This window comes from Streptomyces sp. NPDC001532 (genome assembly GCF_040298625.1).
In the GTDB taxonomy this organism is placed as follows: domain Bacteria; phylum Actinomycetota; class Actinomycetes; order Streptomycetales; family Streptomycetaceae; genus Streptomyces.
Map to the genome: position 1 here is coordinate 141,412 of NZ_JBEPAL010000001.1, position 26,029 is coordinate 167,440.

Annotated in this window: 24 protein-coding genes and 2 tRNA genes; 3 read left to right on the forward strand and 23 right to left on the reverse strand. The window is 71.3% G+C overall.

From position 1 onward, the window contains the following. The first annotated feature begins 161 nt into the window (after window positions 1–161). Complete coding sequence (locus ABT232_RS00635; RefSeq protein WP_351833854.1) at window positions 162–1,430, forward strand: cytochrome b/b6 domain-containing protein; 1,269 nt, start codon at window positions 162–164, stop codon at window positions 1,428–1,430. After that, window positions 1,431–3,044 carry an NADH-ubiquinone oxidoreductase-F iron-sulfur binding region domain-containing protein gene (locus ABT232_RS00640; protein ID WP_351833857.1) on the forward strand — a complete coding sequence of 538 codons (1,614 nt, stop codon included), beginning with the start codon at window positions 1,431–1,433 and terminating at the stop codon, window positions 3,042–3,044. A gap of 62 nt (window positions 3,045–3,106) precedes the next feature. Here the strand turns inward: ABT232_RS00640 and ABT232_RS00645 are convergent. The 10 genes from ABT232_RS00645 to ABT232_RS00690 form a co-directional block, all read right to left on the reverse strand. Further along, window positions 3,107–3,179 (reverse strand) — tRNA-Ala (locus tag ABT232_RS00645). 157 nt (window positions 3,180–3,336) lie between these two features. Continuing rightward, window positions 3,337–3,570, reverse strand: coding sequence for a hypothetical protein (locus ABT232_RS00650; RefSeq protein WP_003976229.1), 234 nt, complete (start codon window positions 3,568–3,570; stop codon window positions 3,337–3,339). Between the two features lie 3 nt (window positions 3,571–3,573). Continuing rightward, window positions 3,574–3,750 carry a hypothetical protein gene (locus ABT232_RS00655; protein WP_351833858.1) on the reverse strand — a complete coding sequence of 59 codons (177 nt, stop codon included), beginning with the start codon at window positions 3,748–3,750 and terminating at the stop codon, window positions 3,574–3,576. Between the two features lie 213 nt (window positions 3,751–3,963). Further along, window positions 3,964–4,036: transfer RNA gene (locus ABT232_RS00660), tRNA-Ala, on the reverse strand. A 105-nt stretch (window positions 4,037–4,141) separates the two neighbouring features. Continuing rightward, entirely contained in the window at window positions 4,142–4,819 is a 678-nt protein-coding gene (locus ABT232_RS00665; protein WP_351833860.1) for a histidine phosphatase family protein, read from the reverse strand. Continuing rightward, window positions 4,810–5,256 (reverse strand): ribosome silencing factor, encoded by a 447-nt coding sequence (rsfS, locus tag ABT232_RS00670; RefSeq protein ID WP_351833862.1) that lies wholly within the window; start codon window positions 5,254–5,256, stop codon window positions 4,810–4,812. Before rsfS ends, ABT232_RS00665 begins: the two co-directional genes overlap by 10 nt. A 102-nt stretch (window positions 5,257–5,358) precedes the next feature. After that, window positions 5,359–7,149, reverse strand: coding sequence for an LCP family protein (locus ABT232_RS00675; RefSeq protein ID WP_351833865.1), 1,791 nt, complete (start codon window positions 7,147–7,149; stop codon window positions 5,359–5,361). 16 nt (window positions 7,150–7,165) lie between these two features. Beyond that, complete coding sequence (gene nadD, locus ABT232_RS00680; protein WP_351833867.1) at window positions 7,166–7,813, reverse strand: nicotinate-nucleotide adenylyltransferase; 648 nt, start codon at window positions 7,811–7,813, stop codon at window positions 7,166–7,168. A gap of 58 nt (window positions 7,814–7,871) precedes the next feature. After that, window positions 7,872–8,036, reverse strand: coding sequence for a hypothetical protein (locus ABT232_RS00685; RefSeq protein WP_351833868.1), 165 nt, complete (start codon window positions 8,034–8,036; stop codon window positions 7,872–7,874). Between the two features lie 109 nt (window positions 8,037–8,145). Continuing rightward, entirely contained in the window at window positions 8,146–8,295 is a 150-nt protein-coding gene (locus ABT232_RS00690; RefSeq protein ID WP_351833870.1) for a hypothetical protein, read from the reverse strand. 135 nt (window positions 8,296–8,430) lie between these two features. Here ABT232_RS00690 and ABT232_RS00695 point away from each other — a divergent pair, with 135 nt between their 5' ends. Next, window positions 8,431–9,573: a M48 family metallopeptidase gene (locus tag ABT232_RS00695; RefSeq protein WP_351833873.1), complete on the forward strand. Its 1,143-nt coding sequence runs from the start codon at window positions 8,431–8,433 to the stop codon at window positions 9,571–9,573. 6 nt (window positions 9,574–9,579) lie between these two features. On the opposite strand, the gene ABT232_RS00700 is transcribed toward ABT232_RS00695, so the two are convergent. From ABT232_RS00700 to ABT232_RS00760, 13 genes are all read right to left on the reverse strand, one after another. Next, window positions 9,580–10,656 (reverse strand): SCO2583 family membrane protein, encoded by a 1,077-nt coding sequence (locus tag ABT232_RS00700; RefSeq protein ID WP_351833875.1) that lies wholly within the window; start codon window positions 10,654–10,656, stop codon window positions 9,580–9,582. A gap of 111 nt (window positions 10,657–10,767) precedes the next feature. Further along, on the reverse strand, window positions 10,768–11,331 hold the full coding sequence (locus tag ABT232_RS00705) for an SCO2584 family spore wall biosynthesis protein (protein ID WP_450871579.1): 564 nt from the start codon (window positions 11,329–11,331) through the stop codon (window positions 10,768–10,770). Between the two features lie 144 nt (window positions 11,332–11,475). Further along, window positions 11,476–12,762: a glutamate-5-semialdehyde dehydrogenase gene (locus ABT232_RS00710; protein WP_351833879.1), complete on the reverse strand. Its 1,287-nt coding sequence runs from the start codon at window positions 12,760–12,762 to the stop codon at window positions 11,476–11,478. 61 nt (window positions 12,763–12,823) lie between these two features. Beyond that, complete coding sequence (locus ABT232_RS00715; RefSeq protein ID WP_351834776.1) at window positions 12,824–13,288, reverse strand: DUF8830 family protein; 465 nt, start codon at window positions 13,286–13,288, stop codon at window positions 12,824–12,826. Window positions 13,289–13,458: 170 nt separating this feature from the next. Beyond that, window positions 13,459–14,565 (reverse strand): glutamate 5-kinase, encoded by a 1,107-nt coding sequence (gene proB, locus ABT232_RS00720; RefSeq protein WP_351834778.1) that lies wholly within the window; start codon window positions 14,563–14,565, stop codon window positions 13,459–13,461. 47 nt (window positions 14,566–14,612) lie between these two features. Then, window positions 14,613–14,984, reverse strand: a complete 372-nt coding sequence (locus tag ABT232_RS00725) for a hypothetical protein (protein ID WP_351833881.1) — start codon at window positions 14,982–14,984, stop codon at window positions 14,613–14,615. A gap of 104 nt (window positions 14,985–15,088) precedes the next feature. Then, window positions 15,089–15,850, reverse strand: coding sequence for a S1 family peptidase (locus ABT232_RS00730; protein WP_351833884.1), 762 nt, complete (start codon window positions 15,848–15,850; stop codon window positions 15,089–15,091). Window positions 15,851–16,097: 247 nt separating this feature from the next. After that, complete coding sequence (locus tag ABT232_RS00735) at window positions 16,098–17,288, reverse strand: glycosyltransferase family 2 protein (protein WP_351833886.1); 1,191 nt, start codon at window positions 17,286–17,288, stop codon at window positions 16,098–16,100. A 188-nt stretch (window positions 17,289–17,476) separates the two neighbouring features. After that, window positions 17,477–19,591: a hypothetical protein gene (locus ABT232_RS00740; protein WP_351833888.1), complete on the reverse strand. Its 2,115-nt coding sequence runs from the start codon at window positions 19,589–19,591 to the stop codon at window positions 17,477–17,479. A gap of 154 nt (window positions 19,592–19,745) precedes the next feature. Beyond that, window positions 19,746–21,242 carry a D-ribitol-5-phosphate cytidylyltransferase gene (locus tag ABT232_RS00745; RefSeq protein WP_351833891.1) on the reverse strand — a complete coding sequence of 499 codons (1,497 nt, stop codon included), beginning with the start codon at window positions 21,240–21,242 and terminating at the stop codon, window positions 19,746–19,748. Window positions 21,243–21,448: 206 nt separating this feature from the next. Continuing rightward, entirely contained in the window at window positions 21,449–22,624 is a 1,176-nt protein-coding gene (locus ABT232_RS00750) for a hypothetical protein (RefSeq protein ID WP_351833894.1), read from the reverse strand. A 91-nt stretch (window positions 22,625–22,715) separates the two neighbouring features. Further along, entirely contained in the window at window positions 22,716–24,323 is a 1,608-nt protein-coding gene (locus tag ABT232_RS00755) for an alkaline phosphatase D family protein (protein ID WP_351833897.1), read from the reverse strand. A gap of 188 nt (window positions 24,324–24,511) precedes the next feature. Beyond that, a complete protein-coding gene (locus tag ABT232_RS00760) occupies window positions 24,512–25,993 on the reverse strand; it encodes an FG-GAP and VCBS repeat-containing protein (protein WP_351833900.1) in 1,482 nt (493 codons plus the stop codon). Between the last annotated feature and the right edge of the window lie 36 nt (window positions 25,994–26,029).

Sequence of the window (26,029 nt, forward strand, 5' to 3'; positions counted from 1 at the left end):
CCAAGGTCAAGGGTTACTTCGCGTAACAGCCACTAAGGGGCATCACAACAACCGCATTGTCATTTGATAACAACGCAATAACTCAAACCTCGTACCCCTCGGTAGGTCGCGACCTAGAGTGCCGCGCGGGACCGCTTTACGAATCCGCTCGGAGTTGCCCCATGAACTCTCGTCGCAGTAACAGCACGCTCGCCAGACCGGGCCGGTCGACCACCGGCGCGGCATCGGCGGCCGTGCTGGTCCTCATACCCGTGCTCGTCCTGGCCGGAGGTGACACCTTCCGCGAGTTCCTGAACTTCGGCGCGGGCGTGCTCAGCCTGGTGTCCCTGAGCTGCTCGGTGATCTGGGGCCTGATGGCCCAGGACCGGATCTTCCTCAACGCGCGCCAGCGGATCATCGGCCAGGCCGTGCACCGGACGACGGCGGTCGCCTCGATCGCCTTCCTGTTGCTGCACGTCATCACCAAGCTGGCGCTCGACCACGTCGACCTGCTCGCCGCGCTGATCCCGTTCTCGCTCGGCGTCACCGGAAGCGCCGGCCTGATCGGGCTCGGCTCGCTGGCCGGACTGCTCATGATCTTCGTGGGCATCACCGGCGCCCTGCGCAGCGCCTTCGCCTCCCCGGCCCCGGTCGCCGCCCACTGGCGCACCATGCACATGCTGGCCTACCCCGCCTGGTGCGCGGCGCTGGTCCACGGCCTGTTCGCGGGCCGCCAGGCCAAGCCGGTCTTCGTGTTCCTCTACGGCCTGTGCCTGGTCGCCGTCATCGCGGCCCTGGCGCTGCGCGCGGCGCCCCGACCGGTCAAGCGCGAGGTCGCCGACCGGCTCGCCGCACTGCTCGGCGGCGGTGAGCCGCAGGGCCGCGAGGACCTGGACGCGAGCCGCGCGCGGGGAGCCGCCCCGTCCGCCCGGCCGGGCCGCGAGGCACCGCGCGGGGGCCACGACGGCACCCGCGCGGGCTACGACAACCCGCGCCCGTACGAGACCGCGGAGCGCTCCGCCGAGTCCACCGGCGGTTTCGCGGCCGCCTACCGCGCGGTGTCCACCCCGCGGCCCCGGCAGGGCTTCGGGACCGACCGCACCCCGGGGACGGACCCGACCGGCCTCCAGCCCACCGAAGCGCTGCCCCGCGTGGACAGCGCCTGGCCGATCCCGTCCCCGCCGCCGGTCGGCGAGGCACCCCGGTCGGCGTACGACCCCCTCCAGGACACCGGACACACCATCCCGGCCTATGGCAATCCGGGCACCGAGGGCTTCCCCGTCAGTGATGTGTACGACACCACTGAGTCGAACGCCCTCTACGGCACGTACATCCCGGACGACACGTACGACAACAGCGGTCCCGCCACACAAACACTGCCCGGTGCGTCCTACGACTTCGACGCACCGGGTACTGCCGAACCTTGGAACACGCCTTCCGGAGGCTTTTAGGTGAACGAGGCCCTGCCCGACGTACCCGAAGTCCGCGTGGTCGGGCTTCCTCAGCTCACGTCGGGCTTCGACCTTGTCGAAAGACTCGATCTGCCCATGCACCTCAAGGTGCACGGGCCGCTCGAACCGCTCGGCGGCGAGCAGCTCGCACAGCTCGCCGAACGCATCAATCTCAGGGGCCGCGGCGGCGCGGGCTTCCCCTTCCACAAGAAGCTGCGGTCGGTCGCCGAATCGGCGATCCGCCGCGGCGTGCGCCCGGTGGTCGTGGTCAACGGAAGCGAGGACGAACCGGCCTGCCGCAAGGACACGGTGCTGATCAACCGCGCCCCGCACCTGATCCTGGACGGCGCCCTGCTGTGCGCCGAGGCCCTGGGCGCCCGCACGCTCGTGGTGGGGGTCACCCGGGAGTCCACCCAGCGCTCCATGGAGGCCGCGCTCGCCGAGCGCGGCCTGAGCAACGGCCGCCGCTCGGCGCTGCGCGCGCGCGTCCAGCGCAATCCGGTCCGGATGGTCACCGGGGCCGCCGCCTCCCTGATCCGCTCGATCGACGGCGGCCCGGCCATCCCGCCCGGCCGCAAGATCAGCGCCTCGCAGAGCGGCGTGGGCGGCGCGCCCACCCTGCTGTCGAACGCCGAGACGTTCGCGCAGCTGGCCATCGCCGCGCGGATCGGCCCGGAGCGCTACGGCAACACCGGCCTGTACGACGAGCCGGGCACCGTGATGCTCACGGTGTCCGGCGCGGTCGCCCGGCCCATGGTGATCGAGGTCCCCACCGGCGTGCCGCTGCGCTACGTCCTCCAGCTCGCCGGCGCCCCGCCGGTGCCGCAGGGCGTGCTGACCGGCGGCTACCACGGCAAGTGGATCGACGCGGCGACCGTCGACGAGGCGATCGTCTCCCGCAACTCGCTGGACGCGGTGGGCGGTTCACTGGGCGCCGGGGCGATCCTGCCGATCGGGCAGGAGACCTGTCCGCTGGGCGAGTCGCTGCGGGTGGCGCAGTGGCTGGCCGAGGAGAGCGCGGGCCAGTGCGGCCCCTGCTACCTCGGCCTGCCGGCCGCCGCGCGCGGACTTGAGGACATCCTGAACGGCGGCGGACCGGCCGCCCTGGAGGCGGTGAAGCAGGTCGCGAAGAACGTGAAGCGGCGCGGCGCCTGCTCGCACCCGGACGGCTCGGCGATGTTCCTGGAGTCGACCATCAAGGCGTTCACCGACGACCTGGCCGCGCATGTCCTCGGCAACGGCTGCGGACGGCCCGTGCAGGGCGTCCTGCCGCTCTTCGAGGGCGGCATGGGCCCGACCGGCGCCCCGGGCGGCGGCACCGCCGAGGAGAACGGCCCGAGCCGTCAGAAGATCTACGTCGACTGGACGCTGTGCCGGGGGCACGGCCTGTGCGCCGACATCCTCCCGGAGGTCTTCGAACTGGGCGCCGACGGCTTCCCCACCGTCGCCCAGGCGGCCGTCCCCCGGTACGCCGAGGCGAAGGCCCTGCGCGCGGTCCGCCGCTGCCCGGCGCTCGCTCTGCGCCTGGAGGAGGACACCCGCTCCCAGCAGCCGGCCCGCAGCAATCTGCCGGTGCTGTCCCAGGGCCGCGGCCGCCGCGCGCTCGGCCGCTGAGCGGAGGGCGGGACATACGAAAAGATCCCGCCGGATCGTTTCCGATCCGGCGGGATCTGCTGTGGAGCTAAGGAGAATTGAACTCCTGACCTCCTGCATGCCATGCAGGCGCTCTACCAACTGAGCTATAGCCCCTTGCGGTGTGCCGTCCGCTTCGGTTTCCCTTGCGGGTTTCCCTCGCGGCGACACAGAGAACATTACACGGTCCCCCCGGTGGAACACCAAATCGTTTCCAACATGCCCGGATTCAGGGCACTATGTCCGAATCTGGTGGCCGGTACCGAGGCGGGAGTCAGGCCGTCACGAAAGAGTAGAACCGCTTGAGGGTGCAGTGCTCCTCCAGGAGCCGGCCGTAGATCGGCTCGCCCTCCAGCTCGCGGTAGGTCTCGATCGGGTCGCCTTTTATGATCAGCGCCCGCGCGCATTCCTCGCACCAGTACTGGTAGTCGGGGTTCACCGGTTCCATGTCGCGGACGATCGGCGTGCCACTGCCGCACCAGTCGCACTTCCGCCTGTGTGCACCCATCGATCAGCTCCAGCTGTGGCCGCAGGCCGTGCACACGTAGGAGATCCCGCCGTTGTCGCCGAGGACTTGGGCGACATGCGCGGAACCGCAGGAAGGGCAGCTGAGCCGGGTGACCGTGCCGTGTATCAACGCTGCTTCACCGAGGAGGTGGCCGCCCTCCTCAGGGATGCTCGCAGGCATCGCTACTCCCTCCCGTCGGGCCGCGTCCCCTTCCGGCCGTTTGATTCTGCCACGACCGGAGCGACACGGTCAGCGACGCCTCGGTACCAGTCCGGACACGGCACCCGCCGACACTCCACCACAGAGGTATACGCCTCTTGGGCCTCATGTGCTCAACAGCTCAAGAGCTCAGACGAAAAATCCCGCCCCCCTGCGGGGGACGGGATTCAACCGTGGAGCTAAGGAGAATTGAACTCCTGACCTCCTGCATGCCATGCAGGCGCTCTACCAACTGAGCTATAGCCCCATCTGTTCTTCCCGCTTGGCGGGCCGAACAAGAAGAACTTTAGCCTGCGACCTGCCGGAAAGTGAAATCCGGGCCCCCGGGGCCCGGAGTCCGCGCCGTCACGGCTCAGTCGTCGTCGCCGAGCACCGGCTCCGGCAGGGTGCCGGCGTTGTGCTCCAGCAGCCGCCAGCCGCGGGCGCCCTCGCCGAGCACGGACCAGCAGCAGTTGGACAGGCCGCCGAGGCTCTCCCAGTGGCGGGCCTCCAGGCCGAGCAGCCGGCCGATGGTGGTGCGGATGGTGCCGCCGTGGCTGACCACGACGAGCGTGCCGTCGTCGGGCAGCTTCTCGGCGTGCCGGAGCACCACCGGGGCCGCGCGGTCGGCGACCTCGGTCTCCAGTTCGCCGCCGCCGCGGCGCACCGCCTCGCCGCGCTTCCACGCGGCGTACTCCTCGCCGTGCCGGGCGATGATCTCGTCGTGCGTCAGGCCCTGCCAGACGCCCGCGTAGGTCTCCCGCAGGCCCTCGTCGAGGGTCACGTCGAGGCCGGTGAGGGCGGCCAGTTCGGCGGCGGTGTTCGCGGCCCGCCGCAGGTCCGAGGCGACGATGGCGTCGGGCCGCAGCGAGGCCAGCAGGCGGGCGGCCCGGCGGGCCTGGGCGACGCCGGTCTCGGTGAGCTCGACGTCCGTGGTGCCCTGGAAGCGGCGCTCCACGTTCCACGAGGTCTGCCCGTGCCGCCACAGGATGACGCGGCGGCCCCGGCCCTGGTTCCCGGCGGTCACCTCACCGGTGGGGCTCACCGCCACTCACCGTCCGCTTCGGCGGCGTCGTCGGCGGCCTGGAGCTTGGCGTGCTCCTCGGCCTTGCCGCGCGTGGCCTTGGCGTCGGCGGGCAGCTCCAGCTCCGGGCAGTCCTTCCACAGCCGCTCCAGGGCGTAGAAGACACGCTCCTCGCTGTGCTGGACGTGGACGACGATGTCGACGTAGTCGAGCAGGATCCAGCGGGACTCGCGGTCGCCCTCGCGGCGCACCGGCTTGGCGCCGAGTTCCTTCTGGAGCCGTTCCTCGATCTCGTCGACGATCGACTTGACCTGGCGGTCGTTGGGCGCGGACGCCAGCAGGAAGGCGTCCGTGATCGACAGGACGTCGCTCACGTCGTAGGCGATGACATCGTGCGCGAGCTTGTCGGCGGCCGCCTGGGCGGCGGTGGTGATGAGCTCCAGCGAGCGGTCGGTTGCGGTCACTACACGGCTTTCCCTAGGCGGTCAGTTGCCTTCAAGGGTCTCACGACCGCAGAGGGGGCCCCACGCCGTTTCGCGGGACCCCCGAACGCCTGCGCTATGGGGCTACGAGGACGGGTCGTAGTCCTGGCCCAGGACCACCGACACGTTCGCGTTGGCGGAGACCTCGCCCTTGGTGACCGCGCTCGCGGGCAGGCCCAGGGTCTTGGCGACCTCGATGGCGTTCTCCTTGTCGGCGGCCTGCGCGTAGGTGACCGTGGAGGTGGCCCGGGCGCTGCCCGCCGCTCCGCCTCCCAGGAAGGTGAAGCCGCCGTTGAGGAGCACCACGCGGGCCTTCTCCGTGTTGTCCTTCACACCGCTGGCGTTGCGCACCGAGACGCGGACGGCCGCGCCCTGGTCGGGGCTCTTGGCGGTGCCGCCGAGGACGTCCTCGACCACGCTGTCGCTCGCCTCCGCGGTGAGCGTGCCGTCGGTCTGGACGGGCAGCAGCGCGGTCTTGTAGGCGCCGCTCTTGGCGAGGTCGGCCAGGGCGGCGAGGAAGGTTCCGAGGTCCTTGTCGGTGAGCGGCGGTTCGAGGATCTGCGCCAGCGTCTGCACGGTGGTGGTGGCCGCGTCGGCGTCCGACGACATCTTGCGCAGCACGCCCTGCATGACCTGCCCGAACCGCGCCAGCTGGGCGTTCTGGGCCTCGCCGGGGGCACGGTAGGTGGCGTAGGCGACGGCCATCTTGCCGCTGAGGGTCTGGCTCTTGCCCTGGCTGACCAGGGGCGACTGGCCCTTTTTCTCGGCGGCCGGGTCGGGCACGTCGGTGTCGGTGTCGACCTCGATGTTGCCGACGAGGTCGACCAGGATCTCCAGGTAGGGCGTGTCCAGCCGCCAGGTGCCCTGGATGGAGGTGCCGAGGACGGTGTCCAGGGCCTCGCGGGTGCCGGAGGAGCCGTCGTCCTCGACCGACTTGGCGAGCGTGGTGGTGCCGTCGTCGCCGGTCAGGGCGAGGGAGTTGGGCAGCAGGACGGTGGTGCCCTGCTCGGTGGTGGTGTTGTCGACCAGCAGGGCGGTGGAGGTGCCGCCCTTCTTGGTGTCGTGCAGGTGGACGACGAGCACGTCGCGCTTCTGGGCGCCGCCGGCCGTCGTGCTGCCGGTCTTGTCGTCGGAGGAGGACAGTCCGGGCAGCTTCCCGGCGTACCAGAGCCAGCCGGCGCCGCCGACCGCGACCAGGGCGAGGACCACGACGAGGGCGACGAGCCGGCTGCGGGCGCGGCGCCGGGCCTCCTCGCGGCGCTCGGTGCGGTTCTCGGTGAACGCCAGCCAGTCGATGACGTCCTCGGAGTCGCCGTCGGGCTCCTCCACGAACGCGAACTGCTCGGTGCGGTAGTCGCGGTCCTCGCGGTGGAAGTCCTCCCGCGCGGGGGCGGTGCGGCCGTCCTCGTCGGCGGGCCGGGCCTGCTGCGGGATGTAGGCGGTCTGCTCGGCGACGCGCGGCTGCGGGGCGGCGGCCGCGGCGCCCTGCCCGTAGGGGTCGTGGGCGTCCTGGGACCCGTGGGAGCCGTAGCCGTCGTAGCCGCCGTCGTACGAGGACGGCACCGGCGGCTGCTGCCCGGTCCCGTAGGGGTCGTAGGCGGGTGCGGGCGGCTGCTGGCCGGTGGCGTACGGGTCGTAGCCGTAGCCCTGGGAGGCCTGCGGATGGCCCTGCTGCTGCCCGTAGGGGTCGTAGGACTGCGTGCGGTCGTAGGACTGTGCGGGGTCGTAGGACTGTGCGGGGTCGTAGGACTGCCCCTGCGGCGGCTGCTGCGGCACCTGCCGGTAGACAGGCCGGCCGTACTCGTCATAGCCGACGAGCTCGTACGGGTCGCCCTCGTACTCCGACCCGTAGCCCGCGTCGTATCGGTCGTTCACCGGTGCCCCTCTCGGCTCACTCGCCGCGGTACAGCTCGCGCTTGGTGATGTAGCGCACGACTCCGTCCGGCACCAGATACCAGATGGGGTCGCCCTTGGCGACTCGCGCACGGCAGTCCGTGGACGAGATGGCGAGGGCGGGGACCTCGACGAGCGAGACGATGCCCTCCGGGAGTCCGGGGTCGTTCAGGTGGTGCCCCGGACGGGTGACTCCGATGAAGTGTGCCAGGGAGAACAGCTCTTCGGTGTCCCGCCAGGTGAGGATCTGGGCGAGGGCGTCGGCACCGGTGATGAAGAACAGGTCCGTGTCGGGGTTGAGCGCGCGCAGATCCCGCAGGGTGTCCGTGGTGTAGGTGGGTCCGCCGCGGTCGATGTCGATGCGGCTGACCGAGAACTGCGGGTTCTCGGCGGTCGCGATGACCGTCATCAGATAGCGGTCCTCGGCCGGGGAGACGGCGCGGTGGCTCTTCTGCCACGGCTGGCCGGTCGGCACGAAGACGACCTCGTCGAGGTGGAACTGCGCGGCGACCTCGCTCGCGGCCACCAGGTGGCCGTGGTGGATCGGGTCGAACGTTCCGCCCATGACGCCCAGGCGGCGCTTGCCGCCGCTCGCTGCCCGCGGCGAGTCGTTCGCCGGACCGGTAGGCATGTCCTGCTTCCCCATGCGTGCAGACCCTACCGGCCCGGTCTGTGTGCTCCGACGGCCGGACTCGACCCGGACCTCAGCGGTCGCGGTTGAAGCGGGTGGTGACCCACAGGAGCAGCAACAGGACGACGAACGCACCGCCCCCGGTGAGCAGCGGGTTGAGGCTGTCGTGGTTGCCGCCGTGCTCCCCGCCCTCGGAGGCGAGGGTGACCAGCTGGGCGGCGGTGGTGTGGAGGCTCATCTTCGTCAGGACCTATCGCTGTGGGCGGGATAAAGATGTCGGCCCATCGTAAGCGGGCGGCTCCGCGGCGATCACCCCGACTCCGCCGTCGGGCAACCCCGGCGGTCCGTCAGTCGTCCTTCCGCCTGTAACCCCGCAGCAGGATCCAGGCGGCCAGCACACAGCCCAGCAGCATCACGACCAGGATGATCCGCAGGAGATTCCCGGCCCCTTCCTGCTCGGCGGCCATGAGCCAGGCGGACGCGGCGTTGTGGTCCATGACGTGGTACTCCTTCGCTGTGCTGCCCGTCCACGGTATCTCCGCCTAGGCTGGGCCCTGCTTCGGGGGCACGGCCAGGCCCACGGTCCGGGCGCGGAGCCCGTACCGGGCACACCGACGCGACAGGGGGACACGATGTCCTACGACGGCCATCCGCGGACCGGGCCCGGGCATCCGCCGGGCAGACGGCGCCGGCGCTTCCCGGAGATCTCCTCGCGGGCGTACGAGCACCCGGCCGACCGTTCCGCGCTGGTCGCCCTGCGCCGGCTGAGCGGCTTCGACACCGCGTTCAAGGCGCTCAGAGGACTGCTGCCCGAGCGGAGCATGAGGCTGCTGTTCCTGTCCGACTCGGTGCGCGTCTCGGAGCGGCAGTTCCCGCATCTGCACGCCATGCTCCTGGACGCCTGCCACATCCTGGACCTGGAGAAGGTCCCGCCGATGTACGTCCAGCAGGACCCGCAGCCGAACGCGATGTGCGTCGGCGTGGACGAGCCGGTCGTCGTGGTCAGCACGGGCATGGTCGAGCTGCTGGACGAGGAGGAGATGCGGGCGGTGATCGGCCACGAGGTCGGCCACGCGCTGTCCGGTCACTCCGCCTACAGCACGCTCCTGCTGTTCCTGACGAACCTGGCGTCGCGGGTGGCGTGGATCCCGCTGGGCAATGTCGCGATCATGGCGATCGTGACCGCGTTGCGCGAGTGGTTCCGCAAGTCGGAGCTGTCCGCCGACCGCGCGGGCCTGCTGGTCGGCCAGGACCTGCACGCCTCGCTGCGCGGCCTGATGAAGCTGGCGGGCGGCGGCCATCTGCACGAGATGAACGTGGACGCGTTCCTGGAGCAGGCCGAGGAGTACGAGGCGAGCGGCGACCTGCGCGACTCGGTGCTGAAGATCCTCAATGTGCTGCCCCGCTCGCATCCCTTCGCCACCGTCCGCGCGGCCGAGCTGAAGAAGTGGGCGGCCACCCGGGACCACCAGCGGCTGATGGACGGCCACTACCCGCGGCGCGGCGAGGACCGGGACGCCAAGGTCTCGGACGGTCTGCGGGAGTCGGCGGCGCACTACGCGTCGGAGGTGCGCGGCTCCAAGGATCCGCTGATGAAGCTGGTCACGGACATCGCGGGCGGCGCCGGGGACCTGGGCGGCCGGGTGCGGCGCGGTTTCACCGGCTTCACCGGCGCGCGGGCCTCCGAGGACCGACCCGCCGACGACCGCCCGGCCGGGAACCGCCCCGCCGACGACCGCCCCGCCGAGGACGAGGACGTCGAGGGTCAGGCGTAGCAAGCTTCAGACCTTCGGCTGGGCGCTGTCCGCCAGGGTGCCGCACAGTGCCGTGGCGCCGTCGGAGGCGTACGGGTCGGTGCCGGCCGGGAGGCCCGCCTCGGCGGTCTGGCCGGCCAGCAGCGGGCGCAGCCGGTCGCTGGAGTTCTCGGCGCAGGACAGCGGCCCGGCCTGGAGGTGCGAGCCGACCACCTGGGCCTGGTGCAGACGCAGGTCCTCCCGGTCGAAGCGGAAGTGCAGCTCGCGGCGGACGGTGAAGAGCGAGGCCTCGGCCGCGCCGCCGGCCTCGGGCGGCCGCAGCGCGTACACGAAGGTGTGGTCGGCGGTGACCTCCAGGGTGGCCGCGTCGGTCTCCTCGGCGTACAGGCTGCCGCGGACGCGGATGCGGGGGTCGGCGAGTTCGGCCTTCGCCGGGTCGAAGCGGACCAGCCAGCCGGTCGGGGCGTGCTGTCCGTCGGCGGTGGGCTGGTCGAAGCTGCGGTCGAACTGGTCGAGTTGGTCGGGGTCGAGCAGCACCCGTACGGGCCGTACCTGGCCGCCGGTCAGCACCTCGGGGTAGAGCGAGGAGCGGACGACGTAGTCCTTGGCGGTGCTGAGGGCGCTGAGCACCTGGCCGTCGGAGAAGTGGGCGGTGCGCCGGGCGGCGGGCAGCGGGATGCCCTCGGCGCCGACGCGGTACTGGGCGGCCGGACTGGAGGCGTACAGGTGTTCGGTGTCGGGGGTGCCGGGGACGGGTCGCTGCGGGACGAGCGGGATGACGGTCATCCGCAGCGGTTCGACGGCGGGCTGCCGGGCGGTCTGGGCGGACTGGTAGGGGTGGCGCACCCCCATGTAGACCGCGGTGCCGAAGGCGACGGCCACCAGCAGGACCAGGATCAGGGCCTGCCGGGACAGCCCGCGGTGCCTCGGGGGACGGCGGCGGACGGCGGGCGCGTGGTCGGAGACCCGTTCGCGCGCGGAGTACTCCTGGAGGCGGGCAGCGCGGACGAAGGACTCGTCGAACACGACGGATCGGTACTCGTCGTCTGCACCGTTGGGGGCGCCGTCGGGTGTCCCCTCAGGTGGGTCTCCAGGCCCGCCCATATCTTCAGGGTAGGTCTCGCGGAGCCCCGGTAAACGCCTGGCCGCAGGACACTTTCCGGCAGGCGCCCACCGGGCCGGATTCCGTCCGTGCGAGGCCTGTTGAGGCCCCTGTCAGGGGGTGCGGGGCACCGCCGGGACGGCGGGCTGGGAGTAGTCCGCGGAGGCCGACGGAGTGGCCGTGCCGCCCTGCTCCAGGTTGGTGGAGGCGGGCAGCGGGGCGTCCTGGCGGCCCGAGGAGGCGCCTCGGTAGACGGCGGCGAAGGCCAGTGCCACCATGCCGACGCCCATCACCACGGCGAGCAGCCAGGCGACCGGGCGGTGCCAGCGGGCCTGCTTGCCGTAGGCCCCGGTGCCGGGCTCCGGGCCGTCGGCGAAGTCCGGGTCGTCGAGGGTGTCCAGTTCGCGGTCGCGGCCGTAGCCGCCCGCCCCGTCGCCGCCGTACCCGTCGTCGTAGCGCTCGCCGCGGCCGCGGGCCCGGCGGGCCTCGGCGTCCGCTCTGGCCTGGGCGGCGGCAAGGAGGCGTTCCACGGCGGTCGGCTCATGCACCGCGGCCGCGCGTACGAAGGCCTCGTCGAAGACCACGGAGGCGAACTCTTCGTCCGACACTCCGCGGTCGTGGTCGTCGTCGGGCTCCCAGCCGTCAGGGAACGGCGTACCCCCCACGTCCTCCGGCACGGATCCAGAGTAGACCTGGGGGGTCAATTTGGGCAGACGGTATGGAAATTCATCCGGTGGGTGAGACACCGTGCGGGAGGCGCACTCGGGACGAACCCGGCGCGCGCCGGCCGGTACGCGCCTGCCCGGTGCCGGTGCGCTCGCTCAGCGCCGGATGTGCCCGTCGCCGGTCACGATGTACTTGGTGCTGGTCAGCTCGGGCAGGCCCATCGGGCCCCGGGCGTGCAGCTTCTGCGTGGAGATGCCGATCTCGGCGCCGAAGCCGAACTGGCCGCCGTCGGTGAACCGGGTGGAGGCGTTCACGGCGACCGTGGTCGAATCGACCAACTGGGTGAACCTGCGGGCGGCCTGCTGCGAGGTGGTCACGATGGCCTCGGTGTGACCGGAGGTCCACAGCCGGATGTGCTCCACGGCCCGGTCCAGCGAGTCGACGACCGCGGCGGCGATGTCGTACGACAGGTACTCGGTCTCCCAGTCCTCCGGCGTCGCCTCCACGACCGTCGCCCGGGAGTCCTTGGCGTACGCCATCACCCGCTCGTCGGCGTGCACGGTCACCCCGGCCTCGGCCAGGGCGTCCAGGGCGCGCGGCAGGAACTCGGCGGCGATGTCCTGGTGGACCAGCAGGGTCTCGGCGGCGTTGCAGACGCCGACCCGCTGGGCCTTGGAGTTGATCAGGATCTCGACGGCCATGTCGAGGTCGGCCTGCGCGTCGACGTAGACGTGGCAGTTGCCGGTGCCGGTCTCGATCACCGGGACGACGGACTCCTGGACGACCGCGTTGATCAGGGAGGCGCCGCCGCGCGGGATGAGCACGTCGACCAGGCCGCGGGCCCGCATCAGCTCGCGCACGCTGTCCCGGCTCTCGCCGGGCACCAGCTGGACGGCGTCGGCGGGCAGTCCGGCCCCGCCCACGGCGTCGCGCAGCACCCGCACCAGCGCGGTGTTCGACCGGTAGGCGGAGGAGGAGCCGCGCAGCAGCACCGCGTTGCCGGACTTCAAACACAGGGCGGCGGCGTCCACGGTCACGTTCGGCCGGCCCTCGTAGATGATCCCGACGACGCCGAGCGGCACCCGGATCTGGCGCAGGTCGATGCCGTTGGGCAGCGTGGAGCCGCGCACGACCTCGCCGACCGGGTCGGGCAGCGCGGCGACGTCCCGGACGTCGGAGGCGATCGCGCGGACCCTCTCGGGGGTGAGGGTGAGCCGGTCGATCATGCCCTCGCTGGTGCCGGCCTCCCGGGCCCTCGCCACGTCCTGGGCGTTGGCCTCGACGATCTCGCTGGTGCGGACCTCCAGCGCGTCCGCGATGGCGAGCAGCGCGTCGTCCTTCACGGACCGCGGCAGCGGCGCGAGGTCGGCGGCGGCGGCCTTGGCGCGGTAGGCGGCCTGGGTGACCGGGGACATCGAGTCGTACGGCGAGAGCGTGGTCATGAGGGAAGGGTAGTGCGCCGCGGGCGCCGCTTCCTCGGTCGTTCCACACCCCGAGACGGGATCAAAACGGGTGAACTCCGACAGGGCTGGCCGGCGGCGGGCCGTAGCCCTCGGCGATGCGCTGGTGGTAGGTGGCCCGGTCGATGACCTCCAGGCCGACGATCTCCCAGGGCGGCAGCCCGGCGGTCTGCCGGTGCTCGCCCCACAGGCGCAATGCCACGGCCGCCGCGTCGTGCAGGTCGCGGGCCTCTTCCCAGTAGCGGATCTCGGCGTGATCGCCCGCGTATCTGCTGGTCAGCAGGAAGGGATGGTCGTGGGCGAGCTGTTCCAGGGCTCGCCGGACCTCGGTCAGCGGGGCGGCCTCGCCGGAGACACTGAGGGTGACATGCCACAGCCGGGGCAGGTCCGCGGGCCCCTCGCCCTCGAAGCGGGCCCCGGCCGACACACTGGTCAGCGGGGCCCGGTCCGCTCCGGCCGCCGCACGGGAGCCGGCACCACCGCGGGACGCCGCCGCCCCAGGGCGCACTCGTCTCACGACGGCCTCCTTCACGCGCGCGGAATGTACCTTCGAGTCAAAGTTGAGCAGGCCGTCGCGGATCGCGTGGCGGTTTTGCGGAACGTCCACCACCCGGAGCGGATGATTCGCCGCAAGAAGGACACCAGTGCGGATGTCCTCACGCGCCTTCGCGGACGCTCTTACGGGTTCAGCAGCACCAGGTCGTCCCTGTGTACGACCTCGCGTTCGTACGCCGGGCCCAGGTCGCGGGCCAGCTCCCGGGTGGAGCGGCCGATCAGCAGGGGGATCTCCTTGGCGTCGAAGTTGACCAGCCCGCGGGCCACCGCGTGCCCGGCGCCGTCGCGCAGCTCCACCGGGTCACCCGCGGTGAAGTCGCCCTCGACCGCGGCGATGCCGGCGGGCAGCAGCGACGTACGGCGCTCCACGACGGCCCGCACCGCCCCCTCGTCCAGGGTCAGCGCGCCCTGCGGGGTGGAGGCGTGCTGGAGCCACAGCAGGCGGTCGGCGGAGCGGCGGCCGGTGGGGTGGAAGTAGGTGCCGGTGTCCTGGCCGGCGAGGGCGTCGGCGGCGTGCACCGCGCTGGTCAGCACCACCGGGATGCCGGCCGCGGCGGCGATCCGGGCGGCCTCCACCTTGGTGACCATGCCGCCGGTGCCGACCCCGGCCTTGCCGGCGCTGCCGATCTCGACGTCCGCGAGGTCCCGCGGTCCGCGCACCTCGGCGATCCGGGAGGTGCCGGGTGTGCTGGGGTTGCCGTCGTAGACGCCGTCCACGTCGGAGAGCAGCACCAGCAGGTCGGCGTGGACGAGGTGGGCGACGAGGGCGGCGAGCCGGTCGTTGTCGCCGAAGCGGATCTCGTCGGTGGCGACCGTGTCGTTCTCGTTCACGACCGGGAACGCGCCCATCGCGAGCAGCTTGTCCAGGGTGCGGGAGGCGTTGCGGTGGTGGGCCCGGCGGCTCATGTCGTCCGAGGTGAGCAGCACCTGGCCGACGCGCACGCCGTAGCGGGCGAAGGAGGCGGTGTAGCGGGCGACCAGGAGGCCCTGGCCGACGCTGGCGGCGGCCTGCTGGCGGGCCAGGTCCTTGGGCCGGCGGCGCAGGCCCAGCGGGGCCAGCCCGGCGGCGATGGCGCCGGAGGAGACCAGCACGATCTCCCGCTCCCCGCCGCTGCGCACCTTGGCCAGGACGTCGACCAGCGCGTCCACGCGGTCGGCGTCCAGCCCGCCCGAGGCGGTGGTCAGCGAGGAGGAACCCACCTTGACGACGATCCTGCGGGCCTCGCGCACGGCCTGCCTTGCCCCTGACACCTTGCTGCCTGTCCCCTCGCCTCGCGTCACATGCCCACCAGGCAATCTACGGGAACGGGAAGTACCGCGCGTACTAGGTCCAGGCTGCGGACACACCGGCAACGACGACCGACCGGCGGGCGGCGACGGCGTGTGTTCCCGTGCCCGGAGAGCTTGCCTACATCGTTGCTGTCGCTGTGGACGATGCGTACAGAGCACCCCTGGTCGGCCAGCGACCTCAACTTCTGCGCCACCGCGTCCCGGTGCGGGGCGAACGCCGCCACCCGCACCGTGGCCGTTCCGGCACAGGAAAGATTGTCAAGGATATCCACCACGATATCCCCGGTCTGCCGCGGGAAGAAGGAGCACTTCACCTCTCCCGCTTTTCCTTCGGTGAAGCATTTCTCGTTCTTGGCCATCGCCGCCAAGTCGTGAACCCAACTCGTGCGTGCGCGGGCGGGCGGGCGGGATGCGGCGATGCCCGCTGCGCCGGTCAGCGGGCATCGCTCGGGTACGGGATTCGTCAGAAGTCCCGCATGACTCCGTTGATCCAGTCCAGGCTGTCGGGCACGGAGGAGTAGACCGTCCGCCCCGCCGAACAGTTCACGGGGTCGCCCTGCGGAAGCCTGGAGACCACACCGATCTGGTAGCGCGCACCGTCGACCAGCTTGAACAGGGGGCCGCCGGAGTCCCCATGGCACGGCTTTCCGTCGATCGCCGTTGTCAGGATGCCGGGGAAGGAGTTGTCCACGACGCGCTCGGTTCCCCGACGCAGTCGGTAATCACTGTCGCCGCTGGTCGAGTTCACTCCGTAGCCGAAGACGTAGGTCGTCGCACCGACCTCGGAGTGCTTCGTCGCCATGCTCACGGGCTCCGCGTCCGCCGACCGGTTGAGCTTGATCAGCGCCAGGTCGTGGTCGTCACGCGACTTCGTGAGGGACACGCCGACAACGCCCCCGCCGCTGTCCGCGTAGACGCTCTTCACCCGCACCTTGAGCCTGCTGTAGTCGTACTTGTCCCCGTCGCCGCTGTTGGCTCTGACGCAGTGTTTGGCAGTGAGGATCCAGTGGTTGTCGACTATCGATCCGCTGCAGTTCGGTTTTCCGTCGAGCGATATCGCGGCCATACCGCGGGACTCGGGCAAGGTGCCACCGATGATCCGCGTTTCTGCCGTCCCGTCAGCGCTGCTCACCGAGGGCGCGGTCAAGGCCCCCTGACGCTCGTGCGGCTGAGCCGACGCCGGTGTCAGCGCCCCCACGAGCGGCACCAGGAGTGCCGCGAGCACAGCAGTCCGACGGATTCTGCGGCTACGCATCCATGTCCCCCTGACATGTTTCGCATGAGGCGGAAGTTACTCATGCGTTGAGGTGGACATGAACCTACCTGAACATTTGAGCGAATCATTAGTTCCGTAACCGGATGGCTGAAAAATAACGAACAGGCTCAAAAGAATCTCAAAAGAATGGGGCTTTCGGCTGCCGTACATCAGGCGGCGAAAGGGCCGACGTCGCACCGCTCCCACCTCGTGGGGCTCAACGCCGCAGCATGCGCCGCGCCTTGCGGACCGCGCGGCGCAGAAGTGCGGCCGCGGCCGTCGGCTCGCGGTAGCCGTCGTAGTCGCGGGCCTCGCGGGGTTCGGCGAGGTAGAGGGAGTCAGGGAGGCCGGCGGCGGGGTCGCGGAAGTGGGGGTAGGCCAGATAGAGGCGGCGGCCGCGGTTCTCCTGGACGGCCGCGGGCTGCTTCTTGGAGCGGATGAACTCCAGTACGTCCACCAGGAGATCCGCGCGGCCCTCGGCCACCAGGTGCAGCCGCAGCCGCTCGTCGACCCGGAGGCGGCGGGCCACGCTCTCGGTCCAGTACGCGTCCGTGAGCGGCTTGGCCAGCTCGAACTTGTGCCGGCGGACCTTGTCGTCGTCCTTGAGGAACTTCGGGCCGAACTGCGGCAGCAGGGTGATGAGGAACGGCCGCACCATCAGGGTGTCGCGCCGCTCGCCCGGCGGCACGAGGTCGGCGATCAGCCGCATCAGCGCGCGGGCGGAGTCGAAGCGCAGGGAGTAGCCGCCGGTCTTGGTGACGTGCTTGCCGTCCGCGCGGCCCACCAGGTAGTAGCAGGTGTGGTCGGCGATGACGGAGACGCCGTCGGCGCGCAGATAGGCCTCCATCGTGAACAGCGCGTCCTCGCCGGTCCACAGCGACTCGTCGAACCGCATGCCGTGCCGCTCCAGGAACTCCCGCCGGAACAGCTTCTGCGCGCTGAGCGTGAACTTGATGTTGGAGGAGAAGACGTCGGTCCGCTCCAGCGTCCGGCCCCACATCGACTGCGGCGGCTTGCGGTTGATGCCCTCGACCCGGCCGAGGACCACGTCCGTGCCGTTGCGGTCGGCCATGGCGACCATCCGCTCCAGCGCCTCCGGGCCGAGCCGGTCGTCGGCGTCCAGGAAGAACACGTACCGCCCGGCGGCCTTGCCGAGGCCGGTGTTGCGCGGGCCGCTGGGGCCGCCGGAGTTCTCCTGCCGGATCACCGTGACCGCCATGGGCGCGCGGGCGGCGAACTCCTCCAGGCACTCCCCCGTGCCGTCCGTGGAGCCGTCGTCCACCGCCACGACCTCCATGCGCGCGGGGTCGATGGTCTGCGCCTCGACCGACGCGAGGCAGTCGACCAGGTACGGCATGGCTTCGTACGCCCCGATGATCACGGTGACATCAGGCTGCGTCACGGGCACGTTTCCCCCTCGTCGACGGGATATTTCTCCCGTATCTCCCTATTGGCTACCTGGAAGACGGTTGATCGGGGCAAGCGGTTGCCCGGCGCCCACCCCTTCGTGGCCCACATCACAGTACGAACGCGGCATGAAAAGGGTTCGGCCCCCGAGGGAGATCCCTCGGGGGCCGAACCGCTCGGCGTGTGGCCTCAGCCGGCCGTCACACCGTCCGTCTCACCGCTCGTCGCCACCCGCTGGCCGGGCACCGACTGCTGCTCCGGCAGCGCCGGCTGACCGGACACCGCCAGGAGCCGCGACTCCTGGCCGAGGTTGCGGGTCTCCGCCTTGATCGACAGGTTCGCCACGGCGGTGTTGAACTGGTCGATCGACTTCGGCTCGTCGGGGCCGAGCAGGTACTCCTTCAGCTCCTTGCGGTCCTCCGCCAGCGGGTCGCCGGCCGGGTCCCGTACGGCGTCCAGCAGCTCGCCCAGTTCGGTCGCGCCGTTGGAGAGGATCACCGCGGCGCGCACCGCGGTGTTCTGCCGCTTGAACTCCTCCACGCCGAGTTCCGCGGAGTCCGTCACCGCGTACGGCTTGCCGCTGGCGATGAAGTCGGAGACCACGGAGGAGATGTCGGAGACCATCGCCTCGGAGACGTTGAAGCAGTCGTACAGCCGCGGCTCGGCGCCGGTGATGATCCGGTGCTCCCAGGCCGGGAAGGCCCGCCAGTAGGCGTCGTTCCACTCGGCGCGCAGCCGGGCGACCTCTTCGTGGCGGGCAACGTCCACGAGTCCGTCGCGGGTCGCCTCGGCCTCGTCGCGCTTGTCGCGGCCGCTGCCGGCCAGCTCGGCGAGGCGGGCCTCGATCCGGTCCAGCTCCGCCTTGGCGGCGGTCTGGGCGGCGGCGTCGACGGTGAACCGGGCGTCCGCGGCGCGCTCGGCGGCGGCCTTCTCGACCAGGGCCGCGACGCGCTGGTGGGCGGCCTTGGCGTCCTTGCTGACGGTGCCGGTGAACGGGTGCGGCTTGTACAGCACGCGGACCGGCGGCTCGGCCGTCACCAGCCGGGTCACGATGTTCTCGCCGGCCAGCACCAGGGAGGTGTTGCCCGGGTTGCCGTCCCAGCCCTCCCAGGTGGGGGCGTAGAGCACGGTCGGGATGCGGTCAGCGGGCGCGCCCCGCCACGGCTGGATCGGGGCGAGCTGCGGGCGGCCGACCTCGACGATGTCGTCGTCGCGGACGCCGACGTCGGCGATGGCGTAGCGGTCGCGGCCGGCCCGGCCGGCGGTCCACACCTCGTCGTAGACCTTGCTGAACGGGTTGACGCTGGCCAGCTTGTCGCTGTCGCCGTGGCCGATGAAGACGTGCTTCATGGTGGGCACGCGCAGCATGTGGATGTTCTTGCCGACGTTCGCCGCGTACAGCGCGACGCGCACCGTGGACAGGTCCATGTTCATCAGGTGCACCCCTCCGGGCACGCAGACGACCGGGACCGTGGTGGGCGCCAGGTTGTTCAGGATGGCGCGCTCACGCAGGATGATCAGCGGCTTGGAGTCCAGCTTCTCCATGGTCTCCAGCCACATGTTGACCTGGTACGCGGAGTCGCGGGAGCCGGAGAAGTACAGCACCGTCTCGGGCCGGTACTCGCGCAGCCAGTCGTCGACGGCCTCCAGCACCACCTCGGCGCGCGGCGGGATCTTCCGGCCGCGCACGTACGGGGCGAGCACGAGCACGTAGCCGACGCCCAGCACCAGCGTGGCGCCGATGCCGGCGAAGCCGACGGCGGGCAGGTCGGCGGCCGCGGCGACCAGCACACCGACGACGGCGGCGAGGTCGAGGTGGAGCATCTTCTCCGCGGAGCGGTGCAGCAGCTTGCGCGGCGGGGCGTCCGGGATGCGGATGCGGGACTTCAGGTCGATGTTGCGGGTGGCGACCGGCATCCGGCGGCGGCTGCGGATCAGGGTGACCAGGGCGCCGTGCGGGGCCTGGAGACCGTAGAAGGCGATGAAGCAGGCGACCGCGCCGTAGAAGATCAGGTCGTCCGAGAGGGACAGCCGGGCCAGCAGCAGGACCAGCAGGAGCTGCCGGATCAGGAAGCGGATCGACAGACCCGCGCGCACCTTGCTGAGGCGGTTGATCAGGTAGCTGCCCTTGCGGTGCAGATAGTGGTCCGCCAGGTACGTCACGGCGGCCGCGGCCGCGAAGGCGGGAGTGCTCGGGACGAGCGCGGCCAGCATGAGGGCCGGAAAGCCCAGGATCATGAGGACCGCCGCGGCCAGCTCGGCCGCGCTGCCCACCCGGGCGACGCGTATAGCGGTGGAGATCACGGAGAAACCTGCTCTGGGAGGGGGAATGCCGGTTTTGTGCTGGAATGCAGCGACTTTGTGCAGAATTCGGGGATGTACGGATTCAGGCCCCCGCGAACACCCGGTGAACGAGCGGACGCAGAGGCCTGAATTCCATAAACCTATTTACCGATTATTACACGTCGGCCTGGCGGTCCAGGACACTGGCCAGCGCCTGCTCGAAGCCGGAAGCCTTGCTCGCACCGGCCGTCGGGTCCTGCTGGCGGACGTCGATGACATGGCCCGTCAGCTCGGACAGCAGCACGTCCAGCGAGGTACCGGCGACCGCCTCCGAGGAGAGCAGGCTGCCCGCGGGCTCCTGGCCGAAGGCCTTGGTCCGCATCGGGGTGGCGGTGCGCTCGGGGTTGATGCAGTTGACGCGGATGCCGTCGCCGGCCCACTCGTCGGACAGCGCCTGGGTGAGGTTCACCATGGCGGCCTTGGTGGAGGAGTACAGGCTGTACTCGGCGCGGCCGCGGGTGTAGCTGCTGGAGGTGTAGAGCAGCAACTGGCCCTTGGTCTCCGCCAGGTACTTGTACGACGACCGGGCGATCTGCACCGGGGCCAGGTAGTTGACCTTCAGCGCCTCCTCGATGGTGGCGTTGTCGGTCTCGGCCAGCTTGCCGATGCGCAGCACACCGGCGGTGTTGACGACGTAGTCGATCCGGCCGGTCTCGGCGTAGGCCTTGGACAGCGCGTCGTCGACCTCCTCCGGGTTCTCCACGTGCGTACCGGTGGTGGAGCGGCCCAGGGCGTAGACGTTGGCGCCGAAGGACCCGGCCAGTTCGGCGATGTCCTTGCCGATGCCGTAGGAGCCGCCGAAGATCACGATCGTCTTGCCGGTCAGCAGCTCGCGGTAGGCGTCCTCGCCGACCTGCTCGGGCGCGGCGGTGGAGGCGAGCTGGAAGAGCTTGTCGGCGATGAAGACGTCGACGGGCTGAGTGACCTTCATGTTGTACTCGTCACCCGCGACGACGTGGATCGGCACGTCCGGCAGGTACTTGAGCACGACCGAGCAGTCGTCGGTGGCCTGGAAGTTGGGGTCGCCGGAGGCGACCTCGTAGGCCCGCTTGATGGTGGACAGCTTGAAGGCCTGCGGGGTCTGGCCGCGGCGCAGGCGGGAGCGGTCCGGGATCTCGGTGATGAACTCGCCGTCCTCACCGTGGGTGCGGGTCACGATGATGGTGTCCGCGGACGGGATGGCGACGTCGACGGCCTGGTAGCGGTCCAGCGCGGCGACGCAGTCGTCGATGACGCGCTGCGACAGCAGCGGGCGCACGGCGTCGTGGAAGAGGACGTTGACGTCCTCGCCCTCGGCCAGGCCCTCGCCCAGCGCGGAGATGGCGCGCTCGGTGGTCTCGTTCCGCGTCGTGCCACCCTCGATGATCTTGGACACCTTGGTGAAGCCGGCCTTGGCGACGATCTTCTCGACGTCCGGCACGTAACCCGGCGCCATCAGGACGATGATGTCGTCGATGGAGTCGGCCTTCTCGAAGGTGGTCAGGGTGTGCTCGATGACTGCCTTGCCGGCGATCTTCAGCAGCTGCTTGGGGATCGACAGACCCACCCGCTGACCGGTGCCACCGGCCAGGATCACTGCGGTGGTACGGGGCTTGGCTATGTGCTGGGACACAGGTGACCTACCTTGGGGCGACAGGGAACCTGGAAATGGTCCCACTTGTGGTTACCGCAGTGCAAGGTGAGCGACCGCCGACGCATATGTGCGCGCAACCTGTCATTCACCTTGCACTCCTGGTGATTGGCGAGAGGGTTCCGACGACGGCCTCCGCCGCCCCGGGAATTGCTGTGAGTAAGTCCACAGAAGTCCGTGTTGGGGCTTCAGCGGCGCCGCAGCCTCCTCAGGCACCGGTGCCCGAGCACCCTCACCAGATCCATCGACGGCGTCTGGTGAACGGTACGCGCCTTCACGGGCGCCGTGTGCCGCACCGGTGCCGCGGCCGCCGCCGCGAGCACCCCGTACAACGCGCGCGCCGCCACCTCGGGCGCGATCCGCGGCTCGGCCGGCGGCCGCCCCTCGCCCGACGGCACGGCCGACAGCAGCGCGGGATCGCCGACCACCCGCACGCCCAGCGCGGCGATCCGCCCGGCCATCTCCGCGCCGATCCCGGCGGCGGCCTCGACGGCCCACCGGGGCGTCGAGATCCTCACGTCCTGGGGCGAGGGACTGCACGAGTTCTTCATATGCATCACCGCGCCGTGCCGGACCAGCCGTGAATACAGCTCGTCGGGCAGCTCATTGCCGCGGAATTCCATGTTGAGATTGCGCAGCATTTCGGTCTCGGCGAGGGTGAGCGATCGATTCGCCGCGTCCGGAACGGCTTCCAGGAGATTCCCCGGCAGGCCCAGAAGCGCCTCGAAGACGCGCAGCAGACCGTCCCGGTCCCGGTCGTCGACCACCACCACGGTGACCCGCTCGGGACCGACCACCCGCGCCCACCGCTCCACCAGCCGGTCGTGCCGGTGCCGGCGCCAGAAACTCGGGTTGGGCTTGTCGTACGGCGGCTTGCGGAGCATGTGCTCCAGCCACTCCTCGTAGCGCATGCGCAGCCCGTTCTGCACATACTGCTGCCACTGCGAGGGCATGATCCGCGCCAGCGGGCGCAGGGTGATCAGCACCCGCACCCGGTCACCGCCGAGCTGGTCGACGATCCGGGCGACGGTGGCCTCGTCCTCGGCGTCGGCGAAGAACTCGCTGCTGATCACCGAGGTGTGCCCGCCGGTGGCCCGCACCTGGTCCAGCAGCCGCGTCCAGTGCCGGTCGGTGGGCACCGCGTCGCCCATCATCGCGGGCCGCGCGCAGGCGGCGAGGGCGGCCTCCATCGGGTGCCGGGTGTGCGCCGGGAACGCCACACCGTGGGCGGGCAGCCGGTCACGGGCGGCGAACAGCGCGCCCTGGATGGCGGTGGTGCCCGTCTTGTGCGGGCCGATGTGCAGCAGCCGGGTGCCCCGGGGCAGCGCGGCGGGCAGGGTGAGTCTCTGACAATCCGTCTCCATGGTGAAGGGACGGTAAGAGGCGTGTCTGAGGCTGAGCTGAGAACGCCCTGGGACTCCGGTGAGTCCCAGGGCGGCCGGCCGGCGCGGCGGCTCAGACCCGCTCGACCCCGGGCCTGCCCGCCTCCACCCGCAGCCGGGCCAGAGTGGACGGCGTGGCGGTGGGTGAGCGGACGGTGTCGACGATCCGCACCTGGGCGTCGATGCCGTCGCGGCGGATGTCGAAGAGGTGGTAGCCGCGGTGCGCGTCGAGCAGCTTCCAGTGCGGGTTGTCCGGCAGCCGCGGGTCCCACTCGCGGTGGAAGGCGTCCTGGTCCTGGTCGCCGTTGCTGGAGATCGAGGTGCCGACGAACTCGGCGCCGACCACCGCGGAGCCGGGGTCGGCGAAGTCCACCTTGAGGTCGCTGACCATCGTCAGATGCCGGTCGCCGGTGAGCACCACCGGGTTGCGCACCGCGCGGAACTCCTCCAGGAACCGGTTGCGCTCGGCCTGGTAGCCGTCCCAGGCGTCGTAGTACCACTGCTTGCCCTCGCCGACCAGGAGATCGGTCTCGGCCATCATGATCTGCGAGGCGATCAGGTTCCAGCGGGCCGGCGAGCCGTGCAGGGAGTCGAGCAGCCACCGCCGCTGGCCGGCGCCGAGCATGGTGAGCGACGGGTCCATGGCACCGGCCTGGGTGGTGGCCTGGTCGCTGCGGTACTGCCGGGTGTCGAGGACGTTCAGCCGGGCGAGGCGGCCGAACTCCAGCCGGCGGTACATCCGGATGTGCGGACCGTCCGGGATCGCGCTCGCGCGCACCGGCATGTGCTCGTAGTACGCCTGGTAGGCCGCGGTCAGCCGGGCGGTGAAGGCGTCGTGGGTCTGCTTGTCGGGGTCCTGCGGGATCTCGCCGGCGAAGTCGTTGTCGACCTCGTGGTCGTCGAAGGTCACCACGAAGGGCGCGTTGGCGTGCATCGCCGCGAGGTCCGGGTCGCTGCGGTACTGGGCGTACCGGTTGCGGTACTGCGTCAGGGTGTACGGCTCCCCGGTGCCCTCGTGGCGGCGCGGGGCCGTCGCCGACGGCCCGGACTCGTAGATGTAGTCGCCGACGAAGAGCACCGCGTCGGGGTCCTGGTCGAGCATGTCGGCGTACGGGGTGAACCAGCCGTGCTGCCAGTTCTGGCAGGACGCGAGGGCGAGCCGCACGGTGCCGCCGGAACTGGTGCGCGAGGGCGCGGTGCGGGTGCGCCCGGTCGGAGAGAGCTGCCCGCCGGCCCGGAAGCGGTACCAGTGGGTCCGGCCGGGACGCAGGCCCCGGACGTCCACGTGCACGCTGTGCCCGTACTCGGGACGGGCGTACGCGGTTCCGTGCCGTACGGACTTCCGGAACCGCTCGTCCTCGGCGATCTCCCACTCCACGGCGACCACCCGGTCGGGCATGCCGCCGCCGTTCAGCGGGTCCGGGGCGAGCCGCGTCCACAGCACCACGCCGTCGGGCAGCGGGTCACCGGAGGCGATGCCGAGGCCGAACACACCGTCCGGCAGCGGGGTCTCGGCGGCGCGTGCGGCGGACGGCAGCCACAGCTGCGCGGAGGCCGCGGCGCCGAGCGCGGCGGCACCGGCGGTCAGGAAGCGGCGCCGGCCGGGCGACGCGGGTCCGGCCGGTCTCGCGGAGTCGACGGTGGGGGCGGGTCCGGGTTCGGATGCGGTCACTCCGGTCATCGCGGGGAACTCCCTTGCCACAGCAGCCTCTTGGACACTCCGGAAGCTCCCTGTCCGGTCGGGCCGCGGGCTGAACGCGGGAAAGCGCGTGCATGACAACTGGAGAGACAACAGAAGACCCGCTGCGGCGAGGGGCGCCCATGGACGCGCCCTCGCCGCGACGGGTCCGGCAGTCGGCCGGCGTCCGGTCAGTAGGCGAAGCCGGCGCCGAGCTTGGCGCCCGTCGCCACCGTGCCGAGGGTGCCGTGGCCGAAGGTGATCGAGCCGGTCGTGGCGATCCCGGTGGAGGTCGGCTTGAAGACCCACACCGACCCGGCGCCGGTGTTCTCCCCCGGCGCGCCCACGGCCAGTTCGGCACGGCCGTCGTGGTTCACGTCGAGCAGGCGGGTGGCCCCGCCGAACCGGTCGGCGCTCTCGGCGGTGCCCGGCACCCCGTCGTCGTTCTGGCCGAACGACCGGGCACCGGTGCCGGACAGACCGCCGGCGGCACCGCGCAGCACGACCGAGGAGCCGGCGGCGCTCAGGCCGTCGTAGTCCTCGCCGGGCACGCCCGTGGCCACGTCCGCGTAGCCGTCGCCGTTGATGTCGGCGACCGAGACGTCGGTGCCGAAGGCGTCGTCGTTCTCGGCGACGCCCGGGATGCCGGCGCTGTCCTGGTTGAGCAGCTTGGCCTTGGTGCCGTCGGGGCCGTTCGCCGTGCCCGGCACGTAGGTGATCAGGCCGCCGACCGCGAGCGGGATGTCCACGTCGCTGTCGTAGCCGTCGACCGGGCGGCCGACGACCACGTCGTCGATGCCGTCGCCGTTCACATCGCCGAGGTCGAGGGACTCCCCGCCCTCCAGCCGGTAGCCGTCGGAGCCGATCACCGACCGGGGCTCCGCGAGCCCGTTCGGCGTGCCCTTGAACACCTTGATGTGGCGCATGTCGTACTCGTCGCCGTGGTGAGCGGCCGCGACGAGGTCGGTGATGCCGTCACCGTTGACATCGCCCGTGGCCATGTCCATGAAGCGCGGGTCGGAGCCGTCCGCGACGCTCCCCGTCCCGCCGCCGGCCGCACCGTCCCGCCCGAACGGGCCCTTCGCCACCACCAGCTTCCAGTGGTCGTCCACGGTCACCAGTTCCGGCGCACCGTCCCCGTCGAAGTCCCCGGCGGCCAGGTTGCCCGCCGCGCCCACGGAGTCCCACATCGAGTTGCCGGTGGTGAGCGTGGCACCGCCCACGAGCCCTTGGGCGCCGCCCCAGACGACCTGCACCGACCCCGAGTCGGCGGTGGCGTTGTCCTCGCCCGCCGCGCCGACGACCAGGTCGGTGTACCCGTCCCGGTCGAGGTCGGCCGTGCTGACCGCGCTGCCGAACGTGTCGCCCGCCTCGGCGTCGTCGGGCACGCCCGCGCTGTTCTGCGTCCACACCTGCTTGCTGGTGGTGCTCAGCCCGCTCGCCGTGCCGTACAGCACGGCCACGTACCCGGCCTTCACCTTGCCGTCGACGGTCGCCTCCGGCGCCGCGACCGCCAGGTCGGCGTACCCGTCGCCGTTGAAGTCGTCCCGGAGTTCGGCGGCCGCCGCGGGTCCGGCCGCCGAGGCCTGCACGGCCGGGACGGCGACCACGCCGGTCACCGCCATGACGACGGCGAGCCCGGTGCGCCAGGAGGCGGCCCTGCGGTAGGTCATGTGATCTCTCCTCGTTCTGTACGTGCGCGCGGCGAA

Excerpts from the sequence above, each read along its gene's own strand:
- ABT232_RS00635 (WP_351833854.1), top strand. The coding sequence starts at position 162 with ATGAACTCTCGTCGCAGTAACAGCACGCTCGCCAGACCGGGCCGGTCG.
- ABT232_RS00650 (WP_003976229.1), bottom strand. The coding sequence starts at position 3,570 with ATGGGTGCACACAGGCGGAAGTGCGACTGGTGCGGCAGTGGCACGCCG.
- ABT232_RS00655 (WP_351833858.1), bottom strand. The coding sequence starts at position 3,750 with ATGCCTGCGAGCATCCCTGAGGAGGGCGGCCACCTCCTCGGTGAAGCA.
- nadD (WP_351833867.1), bottom strand. The coding sequence starts at position 7,813 with ATGGGGAAGCAGGACATGCCTACCGGTCCGGCGAACGACTCGCCGCGG.
- ABT232_RS00685 (WP_351833868.1), bottom strand. The coding sequence starts at position 8,036 with ATGAGCCTCCACACCACCGCCGCCCAGCTGGTCACCCTCGCCTCCGAG.
- ABT232_RS00690 (WP_351833870.1), bottom strand. The coding sequence starts at position 8,295 with ATGGACCACAACGCCGCGTCCGCCTGGCTCATGGCCGCCGAGCAGGAA.
- ABT232_RS00695 (WP_351833873.1), top strand. The coding sequence starts at position 8,431 with ATGTCCTACGACGGCCATCCGCGGACCGGGCCCGGGCATCCGCCGGGC.
- ABT232_RS00700 (WP_351833875.1), bottom strand. The coding sequence starts at position 10,656 with ATGGGCGGGCCTGGAGACCCACCTGAGGGGACACCCGACGGCGCCCCC.
- ABT232_RS00710 (WP_351833879.1), bottom strand. The coding sequence starts at position 12,762 with ATGACCACGCTCTCGCCGTACGACTCGATGTCCCCGGTCACCCAGGCC.
- ABT232_RS00725 (WP_351833881.1), bottom strand. The coding sequence starts at position 14,984 with ATGGCCAAGAACGAGAAATGCTTCACCGAAGGAAAAGCGGGAGAGGTG.
- ABT232_RS00750 (WP_351833894.1), bottom strand. The coding sequence starts at position 22,624 with ATGGAGACGGATTGTCAGAGACTCACCCTGCCCGCCGCGCTGCCCCGG.
- ABT232_RS00755 (WP_351833897.1), bottom strand. The coding sequence starts at position 24,323 with ATGACCGGAGTGACCGCATCCGAACCCGGACCCGCCCCCACCGTCGAC.
- ABT232_RS00760 (WP_351833900.1), bottom strand. The coding sequence starts at position 25,993 with ATGACCTACCGCAGGGCCGCCTCCTGGCGCACCGGGCTCGCCGTCGTC.